Annotated in this window: 21 protein-coding genes; 12 read left to right on the top strand and 9 right to left on the bottom strand. The window is 63.1% G+C overall.

Annotated features, from left to right (window positions below; genetic code table 11):
* Positions 1-4 precede the first annotated feature (4 nt).
* Together NKG99_RS12265 and NKG99_RS12260 are read right to left on the bottom strand one after the other, a co-directional pair.
* Positions 5-868, bottom strand: coding sequence for a phosphoenolpyruvate hydrolase family protein (locus tag NKG99_RS12265; protein WP_352867729.1), 864 nt, complete (start codon positions 866-868; stop codon positions 5-7).
* Between the two features lie 11 nt (positions 869-879).
* Positions 880-2,076 (bottom strand): Tm-1-like ATP-binding domain-containing protein, encoded by a 1,197-nt coding sequence (locus tag NKG99_RS12260; protein WP_352867727.1) that lies wholly within the window; start codon positions 2,074-2,076, stop codon positions 880-882.
* Positions 2,077-2,184: 108 nt separating this feature from the next.
* Between NKG99_RS12260 and NKG99_RS12255 the strand changes: the two genes are divergently transcribed.
* From NKG99_RS12255 to NKG99_RS12225, 7 genes are all read left to right on the top strand, one after another.
* Complete coding sequence (locus NKG99_RS12255; RefSeq protein WP_352867725.1) at positions 2,185-2,880, top strand: TetR/AcrR family transcriptional regulator; 696 nt, start codon at positions 2,185-2,187, stop codon at positions 2,878-2,880.
* A gap of 359 nt (positions 2,881-3,239) precedes the next feature.
* The gene (locus NKG99_RS12250; protein WP_352867723.1) at positions 3,240-4,556 is read left to right on the top strand and encodes an ABC transporter substrate-binding protein; all 1,317 of its coding nucleotides are present in this window, start codon (positions 3,240-3,242) and stop codon (positions 4,554-4,556) included.
* Positions 4,557-4,622: 66 nt separating this feature from the next.
* Positions 4,623-5,528 carry a carbohydrate ABC transporter permease gene (locus tag NKG99_RS12245; RefSeq protein ID WP_352867722.1) on the top strand — a complete coding sequence of 302 codons (906 nt, stop codon included), beginning with the start codon at positions 4,623-4,625 and terminating at the stop codon, positions 5,526-5,528.
* A 1-nt stretch (position 5,529) separates the two neighbouring features.
* Complete coding sequence (locus NKG99_RS12240; RefSeq protein WP_352867721.1) at positions 5,530-6,489, top strand: carbohydrate ABC transporter permease; 960 nt, start codon at positions 5,530-5,532, stop codon at positions 6,487-6,489.
* Positions 6,486-6,707 carry a hypothetical protein gene (locus NKG99_RS12235; protein ID WP_352867720.1) on the top strand — a complete coding sequence of 74 codons (222 nt, stop codon included), beginning with the start codon at positions 6,486-6,488 and terminating at the stop codon, positions 6,705-6,707. Before NKG99_RS12240 ends, NKG99_RS12235 begins: the two co-directional genes overlap by 4 nt.
* Complete coding sequence (locus NKG99_RS12230) at positions 6,704-7,807, top strand: ABC transporter ATP-binding protein (RefSeq protein WP_352867719.1); 1,104 nt, start codon at positions 6,704-6,706, stop codon at positions 7,805-7,807. The genes NKG99_RS12235 and NKG99_RS12230 overlap by 4 nt, the downstream gene beginning before the upstream one ends.
* Complete coding sequence (locus NKG99_RS12225) at positions 7,807-8,910, top strand: ABC transporter ATP-binding protein (protein ID WP_352867717.1); 1,104 nt, start codon at positions 7,807-7,809, stop codon at positions 8,908-8,910. Before NKG99_RS12230 ends, NKG99_RS12225 begins: the two co-directional genes overlap by 1 nt.
* A gap of 30 nt (positions 8,911-8,940) precedes the next feature.
* Here NKG99_RS12225 and NKG99_RS12220 read toward each other — a convergent pair whose 3' ends face one another.
* Entirely contained in the window at positions 8,941-9,924 is a 984-nt protein-coding gene (locus NKG99_RS12220; RefSeq protein ID WP_352867715.1) for an AraC family transcriptional regulator, read from the bottom strand.
* Between the two features lie 91 nt (positions 9,925-10,015).
* On the opposite strand from NKG99_RS12220, the gene NKG99_RS12215 reads away from it, so the two are divergent.
* Positions 10,016-11,230, top strand: coding sequence for an MFS transporter (locus tag NKG99_RS12215; RefSeq protein WP_352867714.1), 1,215 nt, complete (start codon positions 10,016-10,018; stop codon positions 11,228-11,230).
* Between the two features lie 128 nt (positions 11,231-11,358).
* On the opposite strand, the gene NKG99_RS12210 is transcribed toward NKG99_RS12215, so the two are convergent.
* Positions 11,359-11,706 carry a GFA family protein gene (locus NKG99_RS12210; RefSeq protein ID WP_352867712.1) on the bottom strand — a complete coding sequence of 116 codons (348 nt, stop codon included), beginning with the start codon at positions 11,704-11,706 and terminating at the stop codon, positions 11,359-11,361.
* A gap of 117 nt (positions 11,707-11,823) precedes the next feature.
* Here NKG99_RS12210 and NKG99_RS12205 point away from each other — a divergent pair, with 117 nt between their 5' ends.
* Positions 11,824-13,119, top strand: a complete 1,296-nt coding sequence (locus NKG99_RS12205; protein ID WP_352867711.1) for an amidase — start codon at positions 11,824-11,826, stop codon at positions 13,117-13,119.
* 19 nt (positions 13,120-13,138) lie between these two features.
* On the opposite strand, the gene NKG99_RS12200 is transcribed toward NKG99_RS12205, so the two are convergent.
* From NKG99_RS12200 to NKG99_RS12180, 5 genes are read right to left on the bottom strand one after another with little or no spacing between them, the layout of a single operon-like run.
* Complete coding sequence (locus tag NKG99_RS12200; protein ID WP_352867709.1) at positions 13,139-13,525, bottom strand: hypothetical protein; 387 nt, start codon at positions 13,523-13,525, stop codon at positions 13,139-13,141.
* Between the two features lie 41 nt (positions 13,526-13,566).
* A complete protein-coding gene (locus NKG99_RS12195; protein WP_352867707.1) occupies positions 13,567-14,547 on the bottom strand; it encodes a hydroxyacid dehydrogenase in 981 nt (326 codons plus the stop codon).
* A 4-nt stretch (positions 14,548-14,551) separates the two neighbouring features.
* Positions 14,552-15,268, bottom strand: a complete 717-nt coding sequence (locus NKG99_RS12190) for a FadR/GntR family transcriptional regulator (RefSeq protein ID WP_352867705.1) — start codon at positions 15,266-15,268, stop codon at positions 14,552-14,554.
* 2 nt (positions 15,269-15,270) lie between these two features.
* Entirely contained in the window at positions 15,271-16,440 is a 1,170-nt protein-coding gene (locus NKG99_RS12185) for a mandelate racemase/muconate lactonizing enzyme family protein (RefSeq protein WP_352867703.1), read from the bottom strand.
* 60 nt (positions 16,441-16,500) lie between these two features.
* A complete protein-coding gene (locus tag NKG99_RS12180) occupies positions 16,501-17,388 on the bottom strand; it encodes a sugar phosphate isomerase/epimerase family protein (protein WP_352867701.1) in 888 nt (295 codons plus the stop codon).
* Positions 17,389-17,778: 390 nt separating this feature from the next.
* On the opposite strand from NKG99_RS12180, the gene NKG99_RS12175 reads away from it, so the two are divergent.
* The 3 genes from NKG99_RS12175 (at position 17,779) to NKG99_RS12165 (ending at position 21,060) form a co-directional block, all read left to right on the top strand.
* Entirely contained in the window at positions 17,779-18,834 is a 1,056-nt protein-coding gene (locus NKG99_RS12175; RefSeq protein ID WP_352867699.1) for a sugar phosphate isomerase/epimerase family protein, read from the top strand.
* A 152-nt stretch (positions 18,835-18,986) separates the two neighbouring features.
* Positions 18,987-20,174, top strand: a complete 1,188-nt coding sequence (locus NKG99_RS12170; RefSeq protein ID WP_352867697.1) for a Gfo/Idh/MocA family protein — start codon at positions 18,987-18,989, stop codon at positions 20,172-20,174.
* 34 nt (positions 20,175-20,208) lie between these two features.
* Positions 20,209-21,060, top strand: coding sequence for a sugar phosphate isomerase/epimerase family protein (locus tag NKG99_RS12165; RefSeq protein ID WP_352867695.1), 852 nt, complete (start codon positions 20,209-20,211; stop codon positions 21,058-21,060).
* Positions 21,061-21,240: the final 180 nt, after the last annotated feature.

The raw sequence follows: 21,240 nt of genomic DNA, 5'->3' as shown, positions 1-21,240 counted from the left end.
CTCATCATCCCTTCTTCTTCTTCGGGGTCTTCCCGTCACCAAGTGTGACCGCCTTGAAATCGACGGTCTGTTTGGCGATCGCCGCCTCGGCCGGCAGCCGTTCCATCGAGCTTGCGCCATAGAAGCCGTGCAGGCCCTTGCAGCGGTCGAGGATGTAGCGGGCGTCGTCCGGCATCGAGATCGGGCCGCCATGGCAAAGCAGGATGACCTCCTTGCGCACCGAACGGGCGGCGTTGGCGATGGCGTCGATCTCGAAAACGCAGTCATCGAGCGACTTGGCCGAGGTGGCGCCGATCGAGCCGCCTGTGGTCACGCCCATATGGGCGACGACGATATCGGCGCCGGCCTTGGTCATGGCGCGGGCTTCGTCCGGATTGAAGACATAGGGGGTGGTCAACAGGTCGAGCTTGTGCGCCTCGCCGATCATGTCGACCTCGAGCCCGAATCCCATGCCGGTCTCCTCGAAGCTTTGCCGCATCTGGCCGTCGAACAGGCCGATGGTCGGAAAATTCTGCACGCCGGAAAAGCCCATCGTCTTCAGTTCGGCCAAGAGCAGCGGCATGATGACGAAGGGGTCTGTGCCGTTGACGCCGGCCAGCACCGGCGTCTTCTTGACCACCGGCAGCACCTCGTAGGCCATATCCTTGACGATCTCGTTGGCATTACCATAGGCGAGCAGGCCGGCGGCCGAGCCGCGGCCGGCCATCCGGTAGCGACCGGAATTGTAGATGATGATGAGGTCGATGCCGCCCGCCTCCTCGGCCTTGGCCGACAGGCCGGTGCCGGCGCCGCCGCCGACGATCGGCACGCCCTTTTCGATCATTCCCCTGAATTTCTTCAAAATGTCCTTGCGCGGTATGGCGGGCATCTTTTTGAATCTCACTGTCTGGCGATGTCGAGAAAAGCCGCGACCGCGGCCTTGGCGAATTCGGGGTCGTTGATGTGCAACGGCAGGCGCGTGACGCGGCGCGTGCTGTTTGGCCGGATGGTGCGCTCGATGGCTTCGAACAGGACGGCGTCGGCTTCCGGATCAAAGAAGGCGCCGCCTTCGATGTCGAGCGCCGAGACGCCCTTTTCCGGAACGAGAAAATGCACCGGCCCCTCGCAGAGGGCGAGCCTGGCGCCGATCCATTCGCCGATCGCGCGGCATTCCTGCGCCGTGGTGCGCATCAGCGTGACGTTGGGATTGTGTTCATAGAACAGCCGACCGCGATGGTGCTCCGGAATGGTCGACGGTGCCCAGAAGTTGACCATGTCGAGCGCGCCGACCGAACCGACATAGGGCAGCCTGGTGCGGGCGATGGCGCCAAAACGATCCTCGGTCGCCGGCAGGACGCCGCCGAACAGCAGATCGCAGACTTCGGTCGTTGTTATGTCGATGACGCCGGACAGCAGGCCGCTGTCGGCCAGCTTCTCCATGCTGCGGCCGCCGGTGCCGGTGGCGTGGAAGACCATGCAGTCATAGGTCGAACGAAGCTGGTCTGCGATGGCGGTCACGCAAGGCGTGGTGACGCCGAACATGGTGAGGCCGATGGACGGTTTGCCGTCGGGTGGTGGCGCCGGCCTTGCCGCCATGCCCGATATCGCCTGGGCGGCATTGTGCAGGACGACGCGGGACAGCCGATTCAGTCCGGCCATGTCGGTCACCGCAGGCATCATGATGATGTCGGAAACGTCGACGTAAGGTGCGGTATCGCCGGAGGCGAGCGTCGAAACCATGATCTTGGGCAGGCCGAGCGGCAGGGCACGCATGCCCGACGTGATGATCGAGGTGCCGCCGCCACCGCCAATGCCGATCATGGCGGCAATATCGTTTCGCGATTGGGCAAAGCGGGCAAAGGCGATGCCCATCGCGGCGACCGCGGCGCCGCGGTCATTGCCGCCGAGCACGGCGTCGCCGCCACCGGGGTGGTGGCCGGCAATTTCCTTTGCGGTGATGTCGACGGGAACAGTTGCGTCGCGCGTTCCGACATCGACGCGGGAAACGGCGGCACCGGTTGCGGCGATCGCATCGGCCAGGAAGGCGAGTTCCTCACCCTTGGTGTCAGCGGTGCCTACCACGTAGATGCGCTTCATTGCGGTTCCCCAATCCAGGCGGGCGCGATGCTGCCCCCCACTCATTGCCCGGCTGCTCAACGATGCGAAGGCCATTGCAAATTTTTGAGACTGGCGTATCGTATTGATATGGATGTCTCACGTCAACAATTCACGGCGAGCGACGATACCCAGCGGGGAAGAGGCCCAGTGCCAGAGCGTGGACCGCGCGCGCGCACGAAACGGCTGATGCTGGAGACGGCGACGAGGCTGATGCAGGCGGGCGTCACGCCGTCGATCAGCGAGGTCGCCGAGGCAGCACAGGTTTCCCGTGCAACCGCCTATCGGTATTTCCCGAGCCAGGCGGTTCTGGTCCAGGCTGTCGTCGATGAGGGGCTAGGGCCAATCCTCACTTGGCAGTCGACGTCGATGGATGCGGAGCGCAGGGTCGCCGACCTGTTCGACACGGCCATGCCGCGCATCGAGGCCTTCGAAGCAACTTTCAAGGCGGCACTGAAGCTGTCGCTCGATCAATGGGCGCGGCGTCAGGCGGGCACGCTGGGCGGCGAACCGGCCTTCACGCGTGGTCACCGCATCGACTTGCTGAAAGAGGCGATCGCGCCGCTCAAGGGCGGTCTCCCGCCACGCGAATTCAAGCGGCTGGCGCAGGCGCTGTCGCTGATCTTCGGCGTCGAGGTGCTGATCGTGCTCAAGGATATCTGGGGGTTGGACAGTCGCCGGACGATGTCGGTCGCGCAGTGGGCGGCGGGGGCGCTGGTGCGTGCGGCGGTCGCGGAATCGATCGGTGACGGCGGCAACATCGATCCAACGGCAGTCGCGAAATAGCGCCCATCTGGTTCGACCAGATTGGCATGCCGACTGCTGATATTAGCTGCAGTGCGGGGTAGGGGGCAACGCATGCGTGTATCACTGAGTAGGAAAATCTTGGTAAAACAGGCAGATAAACCTAAAATCCAATAGCAATGGCCAAGTCGAGTCGCCAAGAAAGGACTTGACGTGCGTGCAGAATTGGTAATACCAGATCAGGTAAGAAAAGCGGATCGAAAGTGAGGGCTGCGATCCATTTTCCGGCAGGGCGAGGAGGCTCGAAGCCGGAAAAGTGCGATCACGGGAGGAACTACCAGGGTCGGCCCGGTTGCCGGCTCGAACGATAAGGTAGAATGCGCACAAGGGAGGAAATCATTATGCGCAAGTTTGTGACCAGCGTACTTGCTGGTATCGGCTTAACGCTTGCCTGCGGAACGTCCGTTTACGCGCAGGAAAAGTCACTCACCATCTTCTGGGCGGAATGGGATCCGGCCAACTATCTGCAGGAACTCGGCAACGAGTACGAGAAAGAAACCGGCGTCAAGATCACGGTGGAAACCACACCGTGGCCCGACTTCCAGACCAAGGCCTTCACCGAATTCAACGCCCATGGTGACGCCTATGATATGGTCGTCGGCGACTCGCAATGGCTCGGTGCCGGCTCGACCGGCGGCCACTATGTCGACCTGACCGACTTCTTCAACAAGCACAAGGTCGGCGACGTGATGGCGCCGGCGACGGTGAAGTACTACGCCGAATATCCGGGCGGCAGCAGCAAGTACTGGGCCATCCCGCTCGAAGGCGACGCCGTCGGCTGGTCCTATCGCAAGGACTGGTTCGAGGATCCGAAGGAAAAGGAAGCCTTCAAGGCCAAGTATGGTTACGATCTCGACGTGCCGAAGGATTTCAAGGCGCTGCGCGACATCGCCGAGTTCTTCTACCGGCCGGACCAGAAAAAATACGGCATCGCCATCTACACGGACAATTCCTACGACGCGATGGCGATGGGCTTCGAGAACGCGTTGTTCTCCTACGGTGGCGAACTGGGTGATTATAAGACCTACAAGGTCGATGGCTTCATCAACTCCGACAAGGCGGTCGCGGCGCTCGACGCCTACAAGGAGCTCTACAAGTTCACGCCTCCAGGCTGGGCCAAGTCGTTCTTCGTCGAAGACAACCAGGCGATCACCGAAGGCCTGGCCGCGATGAGCATGAACTACTTTGCGTTCTTCCCGTCGCTGATCAACGAAGCGTCGAACCCGAACGCCAAGAACACCGGCTTCTTCGCCAATCCTCCCGGCCCGAACGGTGACCAGTTCGCCGCACTCGGTGGGCAAGGCATCTCGATCGTGTCCTACTCGCAAAAGCAGGACGAGGCGATCAAGTTCCTGGAATGGTTCATCAAGGACGAGACCCAGAAGAAGTGGGCAGCGCTTGGCGGCTACACCTGCAGTGCCGCCGTGCTCAAGTCGCCTGAATTCCAGAACGCCACGCCGTATAACAAGGCCTTCTACGAGACCATGTTCAAGGTGAAGGACTTCTGGGCGGTGCCGGAATATGCCGAACTGCTGCAGCAGCTCAACCAGCGCGTCTATCCCTACATGATCGGCGGCGAAGGCACCGCCAAGGAAACGCTGGACGCCCTGGCGGCCGATTGGAACGCGACCTTCAAGAAATACGGCCGCGGTCAGTAACAAGCAGGTCTCACGGAGGGGGCGTCGGTGCCTCCTCCGTTTCTTTTTTGTAACGGGAGCAGGGTCTTGGCGACCACTATGATCACCACGCTCGACAGGTCTTCAAGGGCGGCCGCGCGCGGCCTCAGCGACATTTCGATCCGCAACCTCTTCATCATCCCGACGGTCCTGTTCCTGATCGTCTTCAACATCTTTCCGCTGATCTATTCGCTCGGCTATTCCTTCACCGATTTCCGGGCGTCGACCAACGCGCCGGCAAATTTCGTCGGGCTGCAGAACTATCGCGACCTGCTCAACGACCCCTATGTCTGGTCCAATTTCGCCACCACCGCGAAATACGTCATCATCTCGGTCGTTGGCCAGCTGGTCGTCGGCTTCGGCGTCGCCATGCTGCTTAACCGCGACATTCCGCTCAAAGGTCTGCTGACGACGCTTCTGCTTTTGCCGATGATGCTGTCGATGGCGGTCGTCGGCCTGTTCTGGAAACTGCTCTACGATCCGTCTTTCGGCATCATCAACTATGCGCTCGGCCTCGGCACCTTCGAATGGCTGTCGGATCCGAAAATGGCGCTCTATGCGGTTGCGCTGACCGACATCTGGATGTGGTCGCCCTTCGTCATGCTTTTGTCGCTGGCTGGCCTCTCGGCGGTTCCGAAACATCTCTACGAAGCGGCGGCGATCGACAGGGCCGGGTCGTTCTACACCTTCTTTCGCATCACACTGCCACTTGTCGCGCCGATCCTGATGATCGCCGTCATTTTCCGCACCATGGAAGCATTCAAGACCTTCGATCTCGCCTACATCCTGACCAGCCAGCCGACGGCCGAACTGATCTCGATCCGGCTTTACAAGATGGCGTTCCAGGAATGGCAGACCGGGCGCTCCTGCGCACTCGCCTACATCGTGCTGATCATGGTGCTGGCGATCACCAACATCTACGTCAAATACCTCAACAAGGTAAAGGAGCGCTGAGATGGCTGCCGTCCGCACTTCTTCCGAAATCGGCTTCAACCGTGTCGCCATCGTCGCCGTTCTGTTGGTGACGATCATCTTCCTGGCGCCGATCTACTGGATTGCCTCGACGGCATTCAAGCCGCGCAATCTCGCCACCACCATCCCGCCGACGGTCGTCTTCCAGCCGGAAATATCGCCTTTCGTCAAGCTGTTCACCAAGCGTTCGCAGATGCGCAACCCGGCGTCGCCCGAGGAGTATGCAGCCGCCCCCTGGTGGGAGCGCGTCGTCTTCGACGGTGGTGAAAAGATCGTGCGTGATGGCAAGGGCCAGGTGCAATGGTCGGGATATCCGAGCCGTTTCCTGAACTCGCTAATCATCGCCATCACCTCAACTGTGCTGGCGGTCGGCATGGGCACGTTCACCGCCTATGGTTTCTCGCGTTTCAAGGTGAAGGGCGAGGCGGACCTGCTCTTCTTCATCCTGTCGACCCGCATGCTGCCGCCGGTCGTGGTGGCGATCCCGATGTTCCTGATGTACCGGGCGGTCGGCCTGAATGATTCCCATGTCGGCCTGATCATCCTCTATACCGCCTTCAACCTGTCGTTCTCGGTGTGGCTGATGAAGGGCTTCATGGACGAGATACCGAAAGAGTATGAAGAGGCAGCCCTCGTCGACGGCTACACGCGCATGGAGGCTTTCTTCAAGATCGTGCTGCCGGAGGCCGCCACCGGCATCGCCGCCACCGCCGTGTTCTGCTTCATCACCGCGTGGAACGAATATGCCTTCGCGCTGATCATGACCAGCCGCCGTGCCCAGACAGCGCCGCCGTTCATCCCCAGCCAGGTCGGCTCCGGCCTGCCGGACTGGACGGTGATTGCCGCCGGAACCTTCCTGTTTCTGCTGCCGGTCGCGATCTTCACCTTCCTGCTCCGCAACCATCTGCTGCGCGGCATGTCCTTCGGAGCGATCCGCAAATGAGCTTTCGTGCCATCAATCAGAAATATCTGGAACCCGGTTCGCAGGTGCTGATGGTGCTTGGCATCATCGCGCTCTGCCAGCCTTGGAACCTGGCGTTGCACACCTATGGCCTGACCATCATCCTGATCGGGCTGATCGGCTTCAACATCACCTCGAAGATCGCGCCTGAGGAGAAGGCCGGCACCGGACAGATGCGAAATCCGGGAGCACAGCATTGACCCAGATCGAGCTTCGCGGCGTCCAGAAATTTTTCGGCGCCGTCCAGGTCATCAAGGACCTCAACCTGAAGATCAACGACAACGAGTTCATCGTTCTGCTCGGCCAATCGGGCTGCGGCAAAACGACGACGCTGCGCGCCATCGCCGGACTGGAAACGATCGATGAGGGCGACATCCTCATCGACGGCAAACCGATCCAGCATCTGAAGGCCGCCGACCGCGACATCGCCATGGTCTTCCAGTCGTTCTCGCTCTACCCGCATATGAGCGTCTACGAGAACATCGCCTTCCCTTTGCGCGCCACGCGCAAGAGCAAGGCGGAGATCGACTCGGAGGTGCGCTCGGTCGCCAAGACGCTGCAGATCCTGGACCTGCTCGACAAGAAGCCGTCGGCGCTTTCGGGGGGCGACATGCAGCGCGTCGCTATCGGTCGGGCCCTGGTGCGGCGGCCTAAGGCGATGCTGATGGACGAACCGATCGGCGCGCTCGATGCCAAGTTGCGCGAAGAAATGCGGGCCGAGATCAAGCGGCTGCACATCAAGCAGGGCTCGACCACCATCTATGTCACGCACGACCAGATCGAGGCGATGAGCCTCGCCGACCGCATCGTCATCATGCATGAAGGCGTGCTGCAGCAGGTCGGTTCGCCGGACGAGGTCTATTCGCACCCGGCAAACCTGTTCGTGGCGCAATTCGTCGGCAGTCCAGTGATGAATGTCGCCGATGCCGCGGTAGCGGAGACCGCATCCTCGGTCTTGGTGACGGTCGGCGGGGCTGCCGCCGGCTTCGAGTTCCCGCGGGCGCTGCTGTCGAAGCTCAATGGCCATGCCGGCGGCCAGCTGGCGCTCGGCATCCGGCCGGAAGGCGTCCTCATCCGCCGCGATGCCGCCGAGGGGTTCCTGCAGGTCGAGACGCAGATTGTCGAGCCGCTCGGCTCCTTTGACATCGTCGACCTCAAGGTCGGCTCCAAGATGCTGCGCGCGCGCACCAAGAGCGGGTTCGTCAGCGGTCCCGGCGAGAAGGTGTTCGCCAGGATCGATCCGGCCCAGGCGCATTTCTTCGACACGGCAAGCGGCAAGTCGCTGGAAGTGAGATTGTGATGGCCCATATCCAGCTGAAAAACATCTCGAAGACCTTCGGCAACCACACCGCCTTGACCGGGCTCGATCTCGACATCGCCGATGGCGAGTTCTTCGTGCTGCTGGGCGAAACGGGTGCAGGCAAGACGACCACTCTGCGGCTGATCGCCGGCCTGGAAAAGCCGAGCGAAGGCCAGGTCTTCATCGACGGTGTCGATGTGGCCGACTGGGGTGCGGCTGAGCGTGACGTGGCGCTGGTGCTGCAGCAATACTCGCTCTATCCGCGCTATACGGTGCGCGAAAATCTCGAGTTCCCGCTGAAGCCTAAGATCCGCCGGCTGCCCGACGCCGAGATCAAGGATCGCGTCGACCGTGCCGCCCGCACGCTGCGGATCGAGCATCTGCTCGACCGCAAGACCGACAAGCTGTCAGGCGGCGAGATGCAGCGCGTCTCCATCGGCCGCGCCATCGTGCGCAAGCCGCGCGTGTTCCTGATGGACGAGCCGCTGTCGGCGCTGGACGCCAAGCTGCGCGAGGCGCTGCGCACGGAACTGAAGAACCTGCAGATGCAACTCGGCGCCACCTTCCTGTTCGTTACCCATGACCAGATCGAGGCGATGTCGATGGGCGACAAGGTCGGCGTGCTCAATCATGGCCGCATCGTGCAGACGGGTACGCCGCACGAGATCTACAACAATCCGCGCGATACCTATGTGGCGAGCTTCGTCGGCTCGCCGCCGATGAACCTCATCGACGGAAGGCTTGTGAACGGCCGTGCGGTGATGGCGCCGCTGAATTTTGAACTGCCTTTTTCGGGGGGTGCCAAGACTTCTTGGGGGCTAAAGGCGGGTGCGGCGACCGACGGTCGCCCGCTCGTCTTCGGTGTTCGTCCCGAGGACGTTTATCTCGAGAGCGGCGCACCGGTCGAAGCGCGCGTCCATGACGTCGAGAACCATGGCGTCGAAAAGATCCTGACGCTGCGGGTTGGCGACGCCACCTTGCGCGCCACCGTGCCGGCCAGGACCGATGTCGCGATCGAGCAATCGGTGCGCTTTGCCTGGAACCCGGACAAGGTGGTGCTGTTCGACAAGGGCAGCGGCGTCAGCTTGCGGCACGCTGTGTGAACTCCAGCTGAAGCAGGCGTGGAGGTCGGCTCAGCCGGCCTGGCGGATAGCAGCCTGTTCCTCGGCGCGAAGGTGGCTGGGCGCCGAGCCGATGACTCGCTTGAAGGCGCGGCTGAAGGCGGCATCCGATTCGTAACCGAGACGCGCGGCAACGACGGAGATTTTCATCCGGTCGCGGATCAGCCACTGTCTCGCCCGATGCATCCTGACCTGGGTGACATATTTTGCCGGCGTTTCTCCAACGATGGTGGCGAAGCGCTCCGCAAATCCCGATCGCGAGGCGCCCATCATCCGGGCCAGGGACTCAACCGTCCAGTCGTAGTTCGGCTCGAGATGGATGGCGGCCAGCACGCGGCCGATTTCGCGGTCCCTGACCGCGGCGATCCAGCCGGACGAGTCGCCGCAGCCACGCTCGACCCATGAGCGTATGACGGTGGCGGCAAGCACGTCAGCCAGTCGCGCCAGGATGCCGCCGGAGCCGACGCGCTCCATCGTCACTTCACGCGCCATCGATTCCAGGAGATGCGGAATGCCGGGCTCGTAGGCTCCCAGCTCATGCGTGCGCATTACATCCGGCATCATGCCGAGCAGGGGATGCAAGCCGTCAAGATTGAAGTACATGCTGGCACAAAACAGCAGGGTTCCGGGCCGGCAACATTCCGACATGCCTTCGTTCGACATGCAGTAGACGTCCTTGCAGACTTCCTCGACTTCGTAGCCGTGGATCGGCCAGGCCTGGGCGCCGGGCTCACTGGCCAGCACGTGCGCCGCACCGCGCGGCAGCAGCACCGCGTCGCCAGCATTGAGCTCCACCCATTCACCGGACGGCTGCTTCAGCCAGCAACCTTTGCGGCCGATGAAATGAAACCGCGCCGCTGGCTGGGCTGGGAACTGGATACCCCAGGGCTCCTTCAGTTCGAAGCGGCCATACTCGACGCCATCGAGCCGCAAGCCGCGCAAGATATCTGTCAACGGGTCGCCGGTGATGGGAATTTTGGACGAATGGTCAAGCATGATGGGGTTTCTAGCATGGAAACTCCAAGCGGTCACTCCCTATGTTGCATTGCAGTCAAATGCTGCGCTGCAAACAACTCGGAGACTGACCATGGCCGAACCCGCGACAGGCGTCGTCGACGCCGCTCTTCTGAACCCCACGGACTCCGACGAACGAACCGAACCGGCCTGGGGTGCCGTGGTCTCGCTGGCACTTGGGGTGTTTGGTCTGGTGACGGCTGAATTTCTGCCCGCCAGCCTGTTGACGCCGATGGCGCGCGATCTGGGCGTCAGCGAAGGCGTAGCCGGACAGGCGGTGACCGCGACCGCGATCGTTGGCGCCATTGCCGCACCCACCATGGCGATCATTACCAGGCGTATGGACCGCAGGCTGGTGATGTGGATGCTGACGGTGTTCCTGATCCTGTCCAATCTCCTGGCCACCTTTGCCTCATCGCTCACCATGCTTCTGCTCGCCCGCGTCGCGCTCGGCGTCGCGCTCGGCGGCTTCTGGGCGATGTCGGCCGCCATGGCGATGCGGCTGGTGCCGATGCGGCTGATGCCGCGCGCCATGTCGATCATCCTGACCGGCGTTTCGCTGGCGACCGTCTGCGCGGCGCCGGTCGGCGCCTATGTCGGCGACATCTGGGGCTGGCGCACAGCCTTCATGATCGCGACCGTCGTTGCCGCCCTAGCGCTGCTGGTGCAGTTGGCCACCATTCCGAAGCTGCCACCGGTGGGTGTGGCGAGCTTCCGAACCTTGCTGGAGGTGCTGGAGCGCCCCTCCATCAGGATCGCACTGCTCGTCGTGCTGCTGGTCGCCTCGGGACACTTTGCCGGCTTCACCTATGTCCGTCCCTTCCTCGAGAAGGTCCCCGTGCTCAGCATCGAGACGATCTCGCTGGTGCTGCTGGCCTACGGTATTGGCGGCTTCTTCGGCAATGTCGCCGGCGGCATCCTGGCCGAACGCAGCCTCAAGGCAGCCGTCGCTCTGGCGCCCTTGCTGATTGCACTTGCCGCCGCCTCGATGCTGGTTTTTGGAGCTTCGCCCATGGTCGCCGCCGCCGCCGTTGCGATCTGGGGCTTTGCCTTCGGCGCGGTTCCGGTCGGGCTGCAGAGCTGGCTGGTAAGGGCCGCGCCCGATCAGGCTGAAAGCGCCGGCGGACTGATGGTGGCGACCTTCCAGGTGGCGATTGCGCTCGGCGCTGTCTTCGGTGGCCTGCTGGTCGATCATGCCGGCGTCGCCAGCGCCTTCGCCTATTGCGGCGCAGCGACGCTGCTGGCGGCCATCGTGGTGTTCCTGCGCGGCCCGAAGCGGGCCGAGTAGCTTCTTATTGGCAGGACTAAGCTTCCCCGAGGCTGTGCATCGGCCCGACAACCATCACGGTTTTCGGGCCGACGCCGTTGTGATGGCGGTGACGAAGCCGCCCTCGACATGGACCGCCACTGGCCGGCTCAGACCGCGCGACCGTCGAAGTCGAAAACCGGCAAGGTGGACGGGTCCGGATCGGCGACACAGTGGAGATTGATGTAGGCACTGCGGTCACGGCCTTCGCGGACGTCCTCGGCGAAGGGGTGAATGCCGCAGCTGCGGCAGAAGCGGTGTGCTATCGCATGATTGCCGAATGTGTAGGTGCCGAGATCGTCGCCCCAGGCTAGGACCTGCAAGGTCTCGTGCGGGATGGCGCACAACAGGGCGCCCTTGCGCGAGCAGATAGAGCAATTGCATCGTACGGCGCCGGTCAGTTCGGCTTCGAACTCGAAGGCGACCTTGCCGCAGTGACAGCTGCCTTTGTAGAGCATCGGATTTTTCCTCGCATTCGACGGGGTGCAAAACGGCCTGCGCCGGGTTAAGTCTCGGCAAGCCACGCCGCGCCGCTACCCCAAGGACGTTCAAAGCGTCCGGAGTCCGACACCGAAATGCATTCAGTCCGGGATCATCTGGAAATCATCCTCGCGCGCCTTGCCGCCCGTGCCGGTGAAGAGCGCGTGTTCACGAAGCTCTATGCCGAGGCCGCACGGGCCGCGGCTGATGCCAGCGATGCCCGCAAGCGGGCAGGTGTGACGCTCGGACCGCTCGACGGCACCATTGTCTCGATCAAGGATCTGTTCGATGTCGCCGGCGAGGCGACCACGGCTGGCTCGCTGATGCTCAAGACCGCCGCGCCTGCGCTGCGCGATGCCGCGATTGTCGGCCGGCTGCGGCAGGCTGGCGCGGTCATCATCGGCAAGACCAACATGACCGAATTCGCCTTCACCGCGATCGGTGACAACCAGCATTTTGGCACGCCCGGCAATGCCGTCGACGCCAGCCGTATTCCCGGTGGTTCCTCCTCGGGTGCTGGCGTCTCGGTCGGTGAGGGGACGAGTGAGATATCCATCGGTTCCGACACCGGCGGTTCGATTCGCATTCCGGCATCGCTCAACGGTGTCGTCGGCTTCAAGCCGACAGCGCGGCGTGTACCGCTGACTGGTGCCTTCCCGTTGTCCGCCACGCTGGACTCGATCGGGCCGCTGGCTCGGACCGTCGCTCGGTGTGCGGCTGCCGACGCCGTGATGGCCGGCGAGGTGCCGACCGCGCTGGCGCCGATTGCCCTTGCAGGGCTTCGAATTGGCATCCCGCGTGGCATCCTTTTCGAAGAGACGGAAGGCGCGGTGGTGACCGCGTTCGACCAATGCCTTGGCAAGATCGAGCAGACAGGCGCGCGGGTCGAGGTCCTGTCGATCGACGATCTGCTTGGAGAGATGCGCGCGGCCACCAAGCGCGGCTCGATAGCAGCGATGGAAGGCGCCGAAATCCATGCCGACTGGCTGGCGACAGGGGCATCGGTGCCGGTCGACCCACATGTCAGCGGGCCTTTGGCGCGGGCGGCAATGCTGCCGACCCCGGTCTATATCAGGGCAATGCGCCGCCGTGCAGCACTCGCCGCCGCCATGGACGAGCGGCTGGCATCGGTCGATGTGCTGGCCTTGCCGACCACACCGGTGATGGCGCCGACCATCGTTTCGATGACCGAGGATGCCGCGTTGCGCGACCGCATCGAAGGCCTGCTGCTGCGCAACACGCAGGTCGCCAACCAGTTCGACCTTTGTGCGATTTCGCTGCCGATGCCAGGCACGGCGCTGCCTGCCGGATTGATGCTGGTGGCGCGCAACGGGCATGACCGGCGCCTGCTGCGGATTGCTGCTGAAATTGAGACGCTGCTTGGCTCGTGACCCAGGACTGAACTGAGTATCAGGGCGACGAACAGTGCTTGCGTTCGCTATCCTTGGCGGTCCGTACGATGCGGGTCGCGACCAGCCAGGGGAGGTTGTATTCCTTGCCGGTGATGGTCTGGGTGCGGTGCTCGATCGATCCCCTGACAACGATCTTTCCGGCATAAAGCGCGTCGGAGAGATCCGTTATCGCCTTGTCGGCCTGCGGCAATCCGCTGGGGTCGATCGACACGCCCTTGATGATCGTGCCGGTGCCAAGGTCAAGCGCGCTGCTCGATGGGCACGGCGCCTTGAAACAGCGCAGCCCGTTGTCGCAATAGACGTAGCTGCTCTCGGTCGCGGCGAGCGACGACAAGGTGCAGAGCGAAGAAGCAACAACCAGAGACGCGAAGCGCAGAGTGAACATGGGCTCAGCGTTGCCGAGAATTGGGGCGAAACAGCGATGCTTTAGCTATCGGCCGGAAACCGCCGCCGGTAGTGATCGATCACTTCGGGATTGCGCAGGTTGACCGGCAGTTTGCCCGCCAGCACGAGCAAGGCCTCGCCCGCCGCGCCGACGCCCATGCGCATCATCGATTCCTCGGTGATGCCGGCCATGTGCGGGGTGATGATGACATTGTCGAAGCCGAAATAAGGATGATTTGACGACAGCGGCTGCGTCGAAAAGACGTCGAGCGCGGCTCCGCCTATGCGACGTTTCCGCAAGGCTTCGATCAGAGCGTCGTCGTCGACGACCGGTCCGCGCGAGACGTTGATCAGCAACGCATGCGGCTTCATGCGCGCGATCCGCTCGCGGTTGATCAGGCCGCGCGTCTCCGGCGTCAGCGGGCAGCACAGAACGATGATGTCGCTCTGCTCGACCAGGGCGTCGATCGACAGGAAGCCGACCTTCTCCAGCGCTGGCTGCATGCTGCGCGTCGTCGCCACCACCTTCAGGTCGAAACCGTGCGCGGCGATATGGCCGACAGCCTGGCCGACAGCGCCGAGGCCGACGATGCCGATCGTCTTGCCGGCAAGCTCGCTGTTGGCGTTGGCATGCTCGCGGCCGGCGAGCCAGCCTTTTGCCCGCAGGTCACGATCGACGACGCGGAAGTTGCGCAGCAAGGCAAGGGCCGCGAACATGACGTGTTCCGCCACCGAGCGCGCGTTGACCGCCGGCACGTTCGCAACCAGCACGCCGGCGGCGGTCGCAGCCTCCATCGGGATCATGTCGAGCCCGGCGCCATGGCGGATCGCCGCTCGCAGCTTCCAGGCACCCTCGAACAGCGCCGGCGGCAGCGGCGCGCGGACGATGACGATGTCGGCATTCCTCGCCTCGGCGGCCAGCGTGGCTGGATCGATGGCGGAAGCGACGACGAGTTCGCCGGCGCCGGCCATCATGGCCGAGGCGCGCGGGTGTAGCGGGTGTGTCGTAAGGATACGGGCCATGTCGTCAGGCTTTTTCGAGCGCCGGGCTTTGCGGTTCCTCGCCATGGCCCTCGATCAGGCCCTTCCAGTAGCTTTCGGCACCCTGCAGATGAGCGCTCATCAGCGCCTGGGCGAGATTTCCGTCGCGGCGCAGCAGCGCCTCATAAATCTGGATGTGCTCGGCATGCGAGCGCACATTGCGCTCCGGGTCGTTGAAATAGATGGGCAGGCGCTGTTCGCCCATCATGTAATAGACGCTGCAGACATTGTGGAAGACGCTGTTTTTGGTGGCGCGTACGATCTCGAGGTGGAATTCGCGGTCCTCCCTAGCCAGGCCTTCGCCCGCCGCGATGCGCTCTTCCGAAGCTTTCAGGATTTCGCGCAGCCGCTCGAAATTCTCCTCGGTGGCGCGCGAACAGGCAAGCTCGGCGGCCTTGATCTCGTGGATCTTGCGCAGTTCGACCGTTTCGTAGATCTGGATCGGATCGAGCGGCAGGCCCGCGCGGGCAAAAAGCGCCATCGCCTCGACGCTGGCCTGCTTGGTGTCGATGTAGATGCCGGACTTGGCGCGGCGCTCGACGATGCGCATGGCCTCGAGGATGGCGAGCGCCTCGCGGATCTGGCCGCGGCTGACGCCGAAATGCTCCGCCAGTTCGCGCTCCGATGGCGTTCGGCCGGTTTCCTTGTCCGAATGGGAGAACAGGTAGGCGGCGAGTTCCGCGAGAAGGTTCTTTTCTTTCATCGTCAACCGCGTTGCGCGTGCGCCTCCAGGAACCGCTCCGAAATGGTGAATCCCAGACCCGGCTTTTCGGGGATCGCTATCATACCGTCCTTGGCTTCGACAGTCTCTTCGATCAGATCGTGGATCATCGGGTTGGCGCCAAGCGAGTATTCGACGGTGAAACTCGACGGGGAGGCGGCGCAGACATGCAGCCCAGCGAAGAAACAGGGCGCGCCGGCCCACAGATGCGGCGCAAAGCGCAGGTTGAAGGCGCTGGCTATGGTGCCGATCTTCATCGCCTCGCTGATGCCGCCGCAGAAGGCCGGATCGGGCTGGAAGATGTCGGCCGCCTTGAGCACGGCGAGGTCGCGGAAGGCGTAGCGTGTCGCCTCGCTTTCGCCGGTGGCGATGGGGACGGCGCCCGATGCCCGCACTTCAGCCATGCCGGGCTTGTCGTCGGCGACAACAGGCTCCTCGAACCAGGCGAGATCGAGGTCACTGACGAGGTGGATGAAGCGCTTGGCTTCCGCCACCGTATAGGTGCCGTGCGCGTCGACCATCAGCTCGACATCGGGGCCAAGCGCCTGCCGTGCGGCACGGACTCGCGCGGCGGAAATGTGTGCCGCGCCGTCCATGGCGCCGACCCGCATCTTCAGTGCCTTGAAGCCACCCTGGGCGATATAGGATTTCAACTGCTCGCCGATGGCGTCGGCGGCCGCCCAGCCGCCGGAGGCATAGGCCGGCATGCGATCCAGCTTGCGGCCACCCAGCAGCCGCCAGACCGGAACCCCAAGCGATTTGCCGAGAATGTCCCACAGCGCGATGTCGACGGCGCTGATGGCGGCGATGCTCATGCCGCGCCGCGCCAGCTGCGGCATAGCGTGGCCGGCGCGCGCGGCGCCGTCGTGGCGCACGCCATTGTAGAGCATCTCCCAGATGACGCCGATGTCGGCCGGATCGCGGCCGATCAGCTGCGGTCCGACCTCATGGTTCAGCATGTGAACAAGCGCGCCATAGCTGCCGGCGCTGCCTGCGGCGTTCTTGCCTTCGCCCCAGCCGACCAGCCCGTCATCGGTTTCGATGCGCAGGATGGCGGCGTCGAAGGTCGTCACCTGGCCGAAGTCGCTGCGGTGTTGCCGAGCGGCTTCGATCGGGATGCGGACCCACCAGGCTTGGACCGTCTTGACGCGCATATTCTTCCCCAGCCCTGCCGCCGGTCAGGGCGGAAGGGCAAATTCCCTAGAGGCAGTCGACTACTTGATCAGCGGCAGCAACGTTTCGGCGGTGATGCGCATCTGGTCGGTGTAGAATTTCTCAGTCAGCACGCTGGAGCCGTGGTCCTGGATGAACTTCAGCTGCTCGGGCGAGATATCGACCGGGTGGCGCTCGACCATGTCGGGATAGGGTGCGGCCGGCGTCCGGTCGACGGGCGCAACGAACTCGTTGGTCAGCGCGCCGTCGTAACCGACCTCTCTCAGCGTGGCGACGATCTTCGGCCAGTCGATCTGGCCGAGACCGGCGGCAAAGCGGTTGTTGTCGGCGACATGGAAGTCGAACAGGCGCTTGCCAACCTGGCGGATCGCGTCGTGAACGTTAAACTCCTCCATGTGGATATGGTACGCGTCGAGGCAGACACCGCATTCGGGGCTGACCGCGTCGGCCAGCGCGAGCGCCTGGGCGCCGCGATTGAACAGGTAGGTTTCGAAGCGGTTGAGCGGTTCGACCGCAATCTTGACGCCGACTTTCTTGGCGTGGGTGAAGCATTCACGGGTCGCGTCGACAACCCACTTCCATTCCTCTTCCTCGGTGCCATCGGGCACGACCTTGCCGACTGTCGCCGGAACCAGCGTGATGATCTCGCCGTCGAGTTCGCTGACCATCGTCAGCACGTCCTTGACATACTGAACGGAGCGCTCGCGCTGGCCCTGGTTCCTGGCGGCGAGGTTGCGTTCGCCCAGCATCAAGGTCACCGCGCCCCAGCAGCGGATGCCATGCTCCTTCAGCAGCGCCCGTGTCTCCTTGGTCTTGTATTGCTCGGGCTCGCCGGAAATCTCGATCGACTCATAGCCGAATTTCTTGATGCGCTTGAGCGTCGTCTCCAGGGGCTCCGCGCGCATCCAGTTGTGCGTCGAAAGATGCATCGTCTGTCCTTCCCAAAAATCGCCTGCAACATGCATCGCCGAAGGCGACGCAAGGGCTCCTCCCCAAGGCATCCCCAGCCTTTTCTCGCAAACTGGTTCGACCAATTGGGCCTGAAGGGAGGTCTACAGCAAATTCTTCTGGACGGCAAGAAGCGCGGGAAGGCAACTTCCGATACGGATTACTTCATTGATTGTATTGATGTATATGCCTGCGTTTCGCCTATCCAAAGGACTCCGGCGGTGCATTGCGAGGCTTGACCAAATTCCCTCATTTGGTAATACCAGAATTGCGGCGTACACGATGCGCCCGACGTGAAGAGACCAAAGTGGGCTGGCCCTGCTTCCAATCGGCGCTATGCTCGGTCGCGATTAAAATGAGGGAGGATGCCGATGCCGACGACAATGAAGGGCCCTGGACTGTTTCTGGCGCAGTTCGCGGGCGATGCCGCGCCGTTCAATTCACTGGCGTCGATCACCAAATGGGCGGCCGGTCTCGGCTACAAGGGCGTGCAGATCCCGACCTGGGACGCGCGGCTGTTCGATCTCAAGAAGGCGGCCTCTTCCAAGACCTATTGCGACGAAGTTAAGGGCATCTGCGCGGACGCCGGCGTCGAGATCACCGAACTGTCGACGCATCTGCAGGGGCAATTGGTGGCGGTGCATCCGGCCTATGATGCGCAGTTCGACGGTTTTGCGCCGGCTTCGGTGCACAACAATCCGAAAGCGCGGCAGGAATGGGCGGTCGAACAGATGACATTCGGCGCCAAGGCGTCGAAGAACCTCGGCCTCAAGGCCTCGGTGAGCTTCTCCGGAGCGTTGGCCTTTCCTTACCTCTACCCCTGGCCGCAGCGGCCGGCCGGGCTGATCGATGAAGCCTTCGCCGAACTCGGCAAGCGCTGGAAGCCGATCCTCGATGTCTATGAGGACAATGGCGTCGATGTCGGCTACGAGATCCATCCGGGCGAGGATGTGTTCGACGGTGCGACCTTCGAGATGTTCCTCGACGCGGTCGGCGGCCACGGACGCTGCAACATCAACTACGATCCGTCGCACTTCCTGCTTCAGCAGCTCGACTATCTCGAATTCATCGACATCTATCACGAGCGCATCAAGGCGTTCCACGTCAAGGACGCCGAGTTCAATCCGACCGGCCGGCAAGGCGTCTATTCCGGCTATCAGAGCTGGACCAACCGCGCCGGCCGCTTCCGGTCGCTGGGCGACGGGCAGGTGGATTTCGGCGGCATTTTCTCCAAGCTGACGCAATACAATTATGATTCCTGGGCGGTGCTGGAGTGGGAGTGCTGTCTTAAACATCCCGAGGACGGCGCGGCCGAGGGCGCACCCTTCATCCAGCATCACATCATCCGGGTGACGGAGAAGGCATTCGACGATTTCGCCGGCGGCGCTACGGACAAGAAAGTGCTGCGCGGCATGATGGGAATTTAACGCTGGTTTCCCTCCCCCTTGAGGGGAGGGTGGCCCGAAGGGCCGGGTGGGGTCGGTCCATGCCGCGCTCTACGCCCGGCGACCCCACCCGATCCGCTTCGCGGATCGACCTCCCCTCAAGGGGGAGGTAAGCAACAGCTAGGAGAAGAAACATGGTCGGCGCATCGAAGTCGGAAACGGGAGGCGGCCCGATCCGCTATGGCATGGTCGGCGGCGGGCAGGGCGCCTTCATCGGCGCGGTGCACCGGATTGCGGCGCGCCTGGACAATGACTTCGTGCTGGTCGCCGGCGCTTTGTCATCCGACCCGGCGCGTGCCAGGGCCTCGGCCGCCGAACTCGGGCTCGATCCTGATCGCAGCTACGCGTCCTATGCCGACATGGCCAAGGCCGAGGCGAAGCGGCCCGACGGCATCGAGGCGGTGGCCATCGTGACCCCCAACAATGTGCACGTGCCGGCGGCCAAGGCCTTCCTCGAGGCCGGCATTCACGTCATCTGCGACAAGCCGCTGGCGACGACGCTCGCCGAGGCCAAGAAGCTGGCCGCGGTGGTCGAGAAGACCGGCAAGGTGTTTGTCCTTACTCACAACTACACCGCCTATCCGATGGTGCGGCAGGCGCGCGAGATGGTCGCCAAGGGCCTGCTCGGCGACATCCGCATCGTGCAGTCCGAATATCCGCAGGACTGGCTGACCGAGGACCTGGCGGCGACAGGCCAGAAGCAGGCGGCGTGGCGCGGCGACCCGAAGCAGGCAGGCGCCGGTGGTGCGCTGGGCGATATCGGCACGCATGCCTACAATCTTGCCCGCTTCGTCTCCGGGCTGGAGCTGGATTCGCTTTCGGCCGATCTCGACGCCTTCGTGCCGGGCCGGCTGCTCGATGACAATGTCAACGTCATGCTGCGCTTCAAGCCCGCCGGCAAGACGCACCCGGCCAAGGGCATGATCTGGGCCAGCCAGGTGGCGCCCGGCCATGAGAATGGATTGAAGCTGCGCATCTATGGCTCGAAGGGCGGGCTGGAATGGGTGCAGGCCGATCCGAATTATCTCTGGTATACGCCGTTCGGCCAGCCCAAGCAGCTGCTCACCCGCAATGGCGCCGGCGCGCTGCCTGTAGCAGGCCGTGTCAGTCGCGTGCCGTCAGGCCATCCCGAGGGCTATCTCGAAGGTTTCGCCAACATCTACCAGGAGGCCGCACGCGCCATCCGCGCGGCGCGCCGCAAGGGCGGCAAGCCGGCAAAGGATGTCGTCTTCCCGACCATTCAGGACGGCGTCGAAGGCATGGCCTTCATCGAGGCCTGTGTGAAGTCGTCGAAGAAGAATGGGGCGTGGACGAGGCTATAGCTTCGACCTCGCGGGAGATGGGGGAGAGGCGTCGATGAAGATCGGCATGTGCATGTTCTTGTGGACGACGGCTGTGTCGAAGAAACACGAGCCGTTGCTCAGGGATATCAAGGCAACCGGCTTCGATGGCGTCGAGATACCGATCTTCGCCGGCACGCCCGACGACTATAAAAAGCTGGGCGAACTGCTCGACTGCATCGGGCTGGAGCGGACCGCGGTTTCAGCCATGGGGGATCCGGCGATGAACCTGATCGCGGCTGACGCGGCAACGCGCAAGGCCGGCATCCACTACATGAAATGGGCTATCGATTGTGCCCAGGCGCTTGGCGCCAGCACGCTGAGCGGCCCGCTGCATTCGACGCTCGGTGCCTTTTCCGGCTCCGGGCCGACGGCCGCCGAGAAGAAGCGCTCGATCGCCTCGCAGCGCGCGATCGGCGACCATGCCGGCAATAAGGGCGTCACCATCGGGCTCGAGGCACTCAATCGCTTCGAATGCTATCTCCTCAACACGATGGCTGACCTGTCGGAGCATATCGACGCCATCGACCGGCCGCATATCAAGGCGATGTACGACACCTTCCACGCCAATATCGAGGAGGCCGACCCGATCGGCGCCTACACGAAACACCGCCGGAATGTCGTGCATATCCATATTTCGGAGAATGACCGCGGCGTGCCGGGGCGCGGCCACCTTCCGTGGAAAGAAACATTCTCGGCCATCCGCAAGAGCGGCTATGACGACTGGCTGACGATCGAGGCGTTCGGGCGCTCGCTCAAGGATTTGGCGGCGGCGACCAAGGTGTGGCGCGATTTTTCCGAGAGCCCGGAGGCGGTTTACCGAGACGGGTATAGGCATATCAGGAACGGGTGGAAGAAGGCGGCGTAGGCGCCTTCCTTATATGGGACTGAGCAAAGCCGCCCAACACCTGCCGCCGCGTTCCTTCACACCCCCCTCTGTCCTGCCGGACATCTCCCCCGCAAGGCAGGGCTGTCCGGGGAAAGTTTTGAGTGAATCGAAATGCCGCATGTGCATGCCCCGTAAAACGGGGTTTGTCCGTCTTCTCTC

Origin of the sequence: Mesorhizobium sp. M1409, from assembly GCF_040317535.1 — a bacterium.
GTDB lineage: Bacteria > Pseudomonadota > Alphaproteobacteria > Rhizobiales > Rhizobiaceae > Mesorhizobium.
The sequence above is the reverse complement of the archived record's forward strand: the minus strand, read 5'-3'. Positions and strand labels throughout refer to the sequence as shown.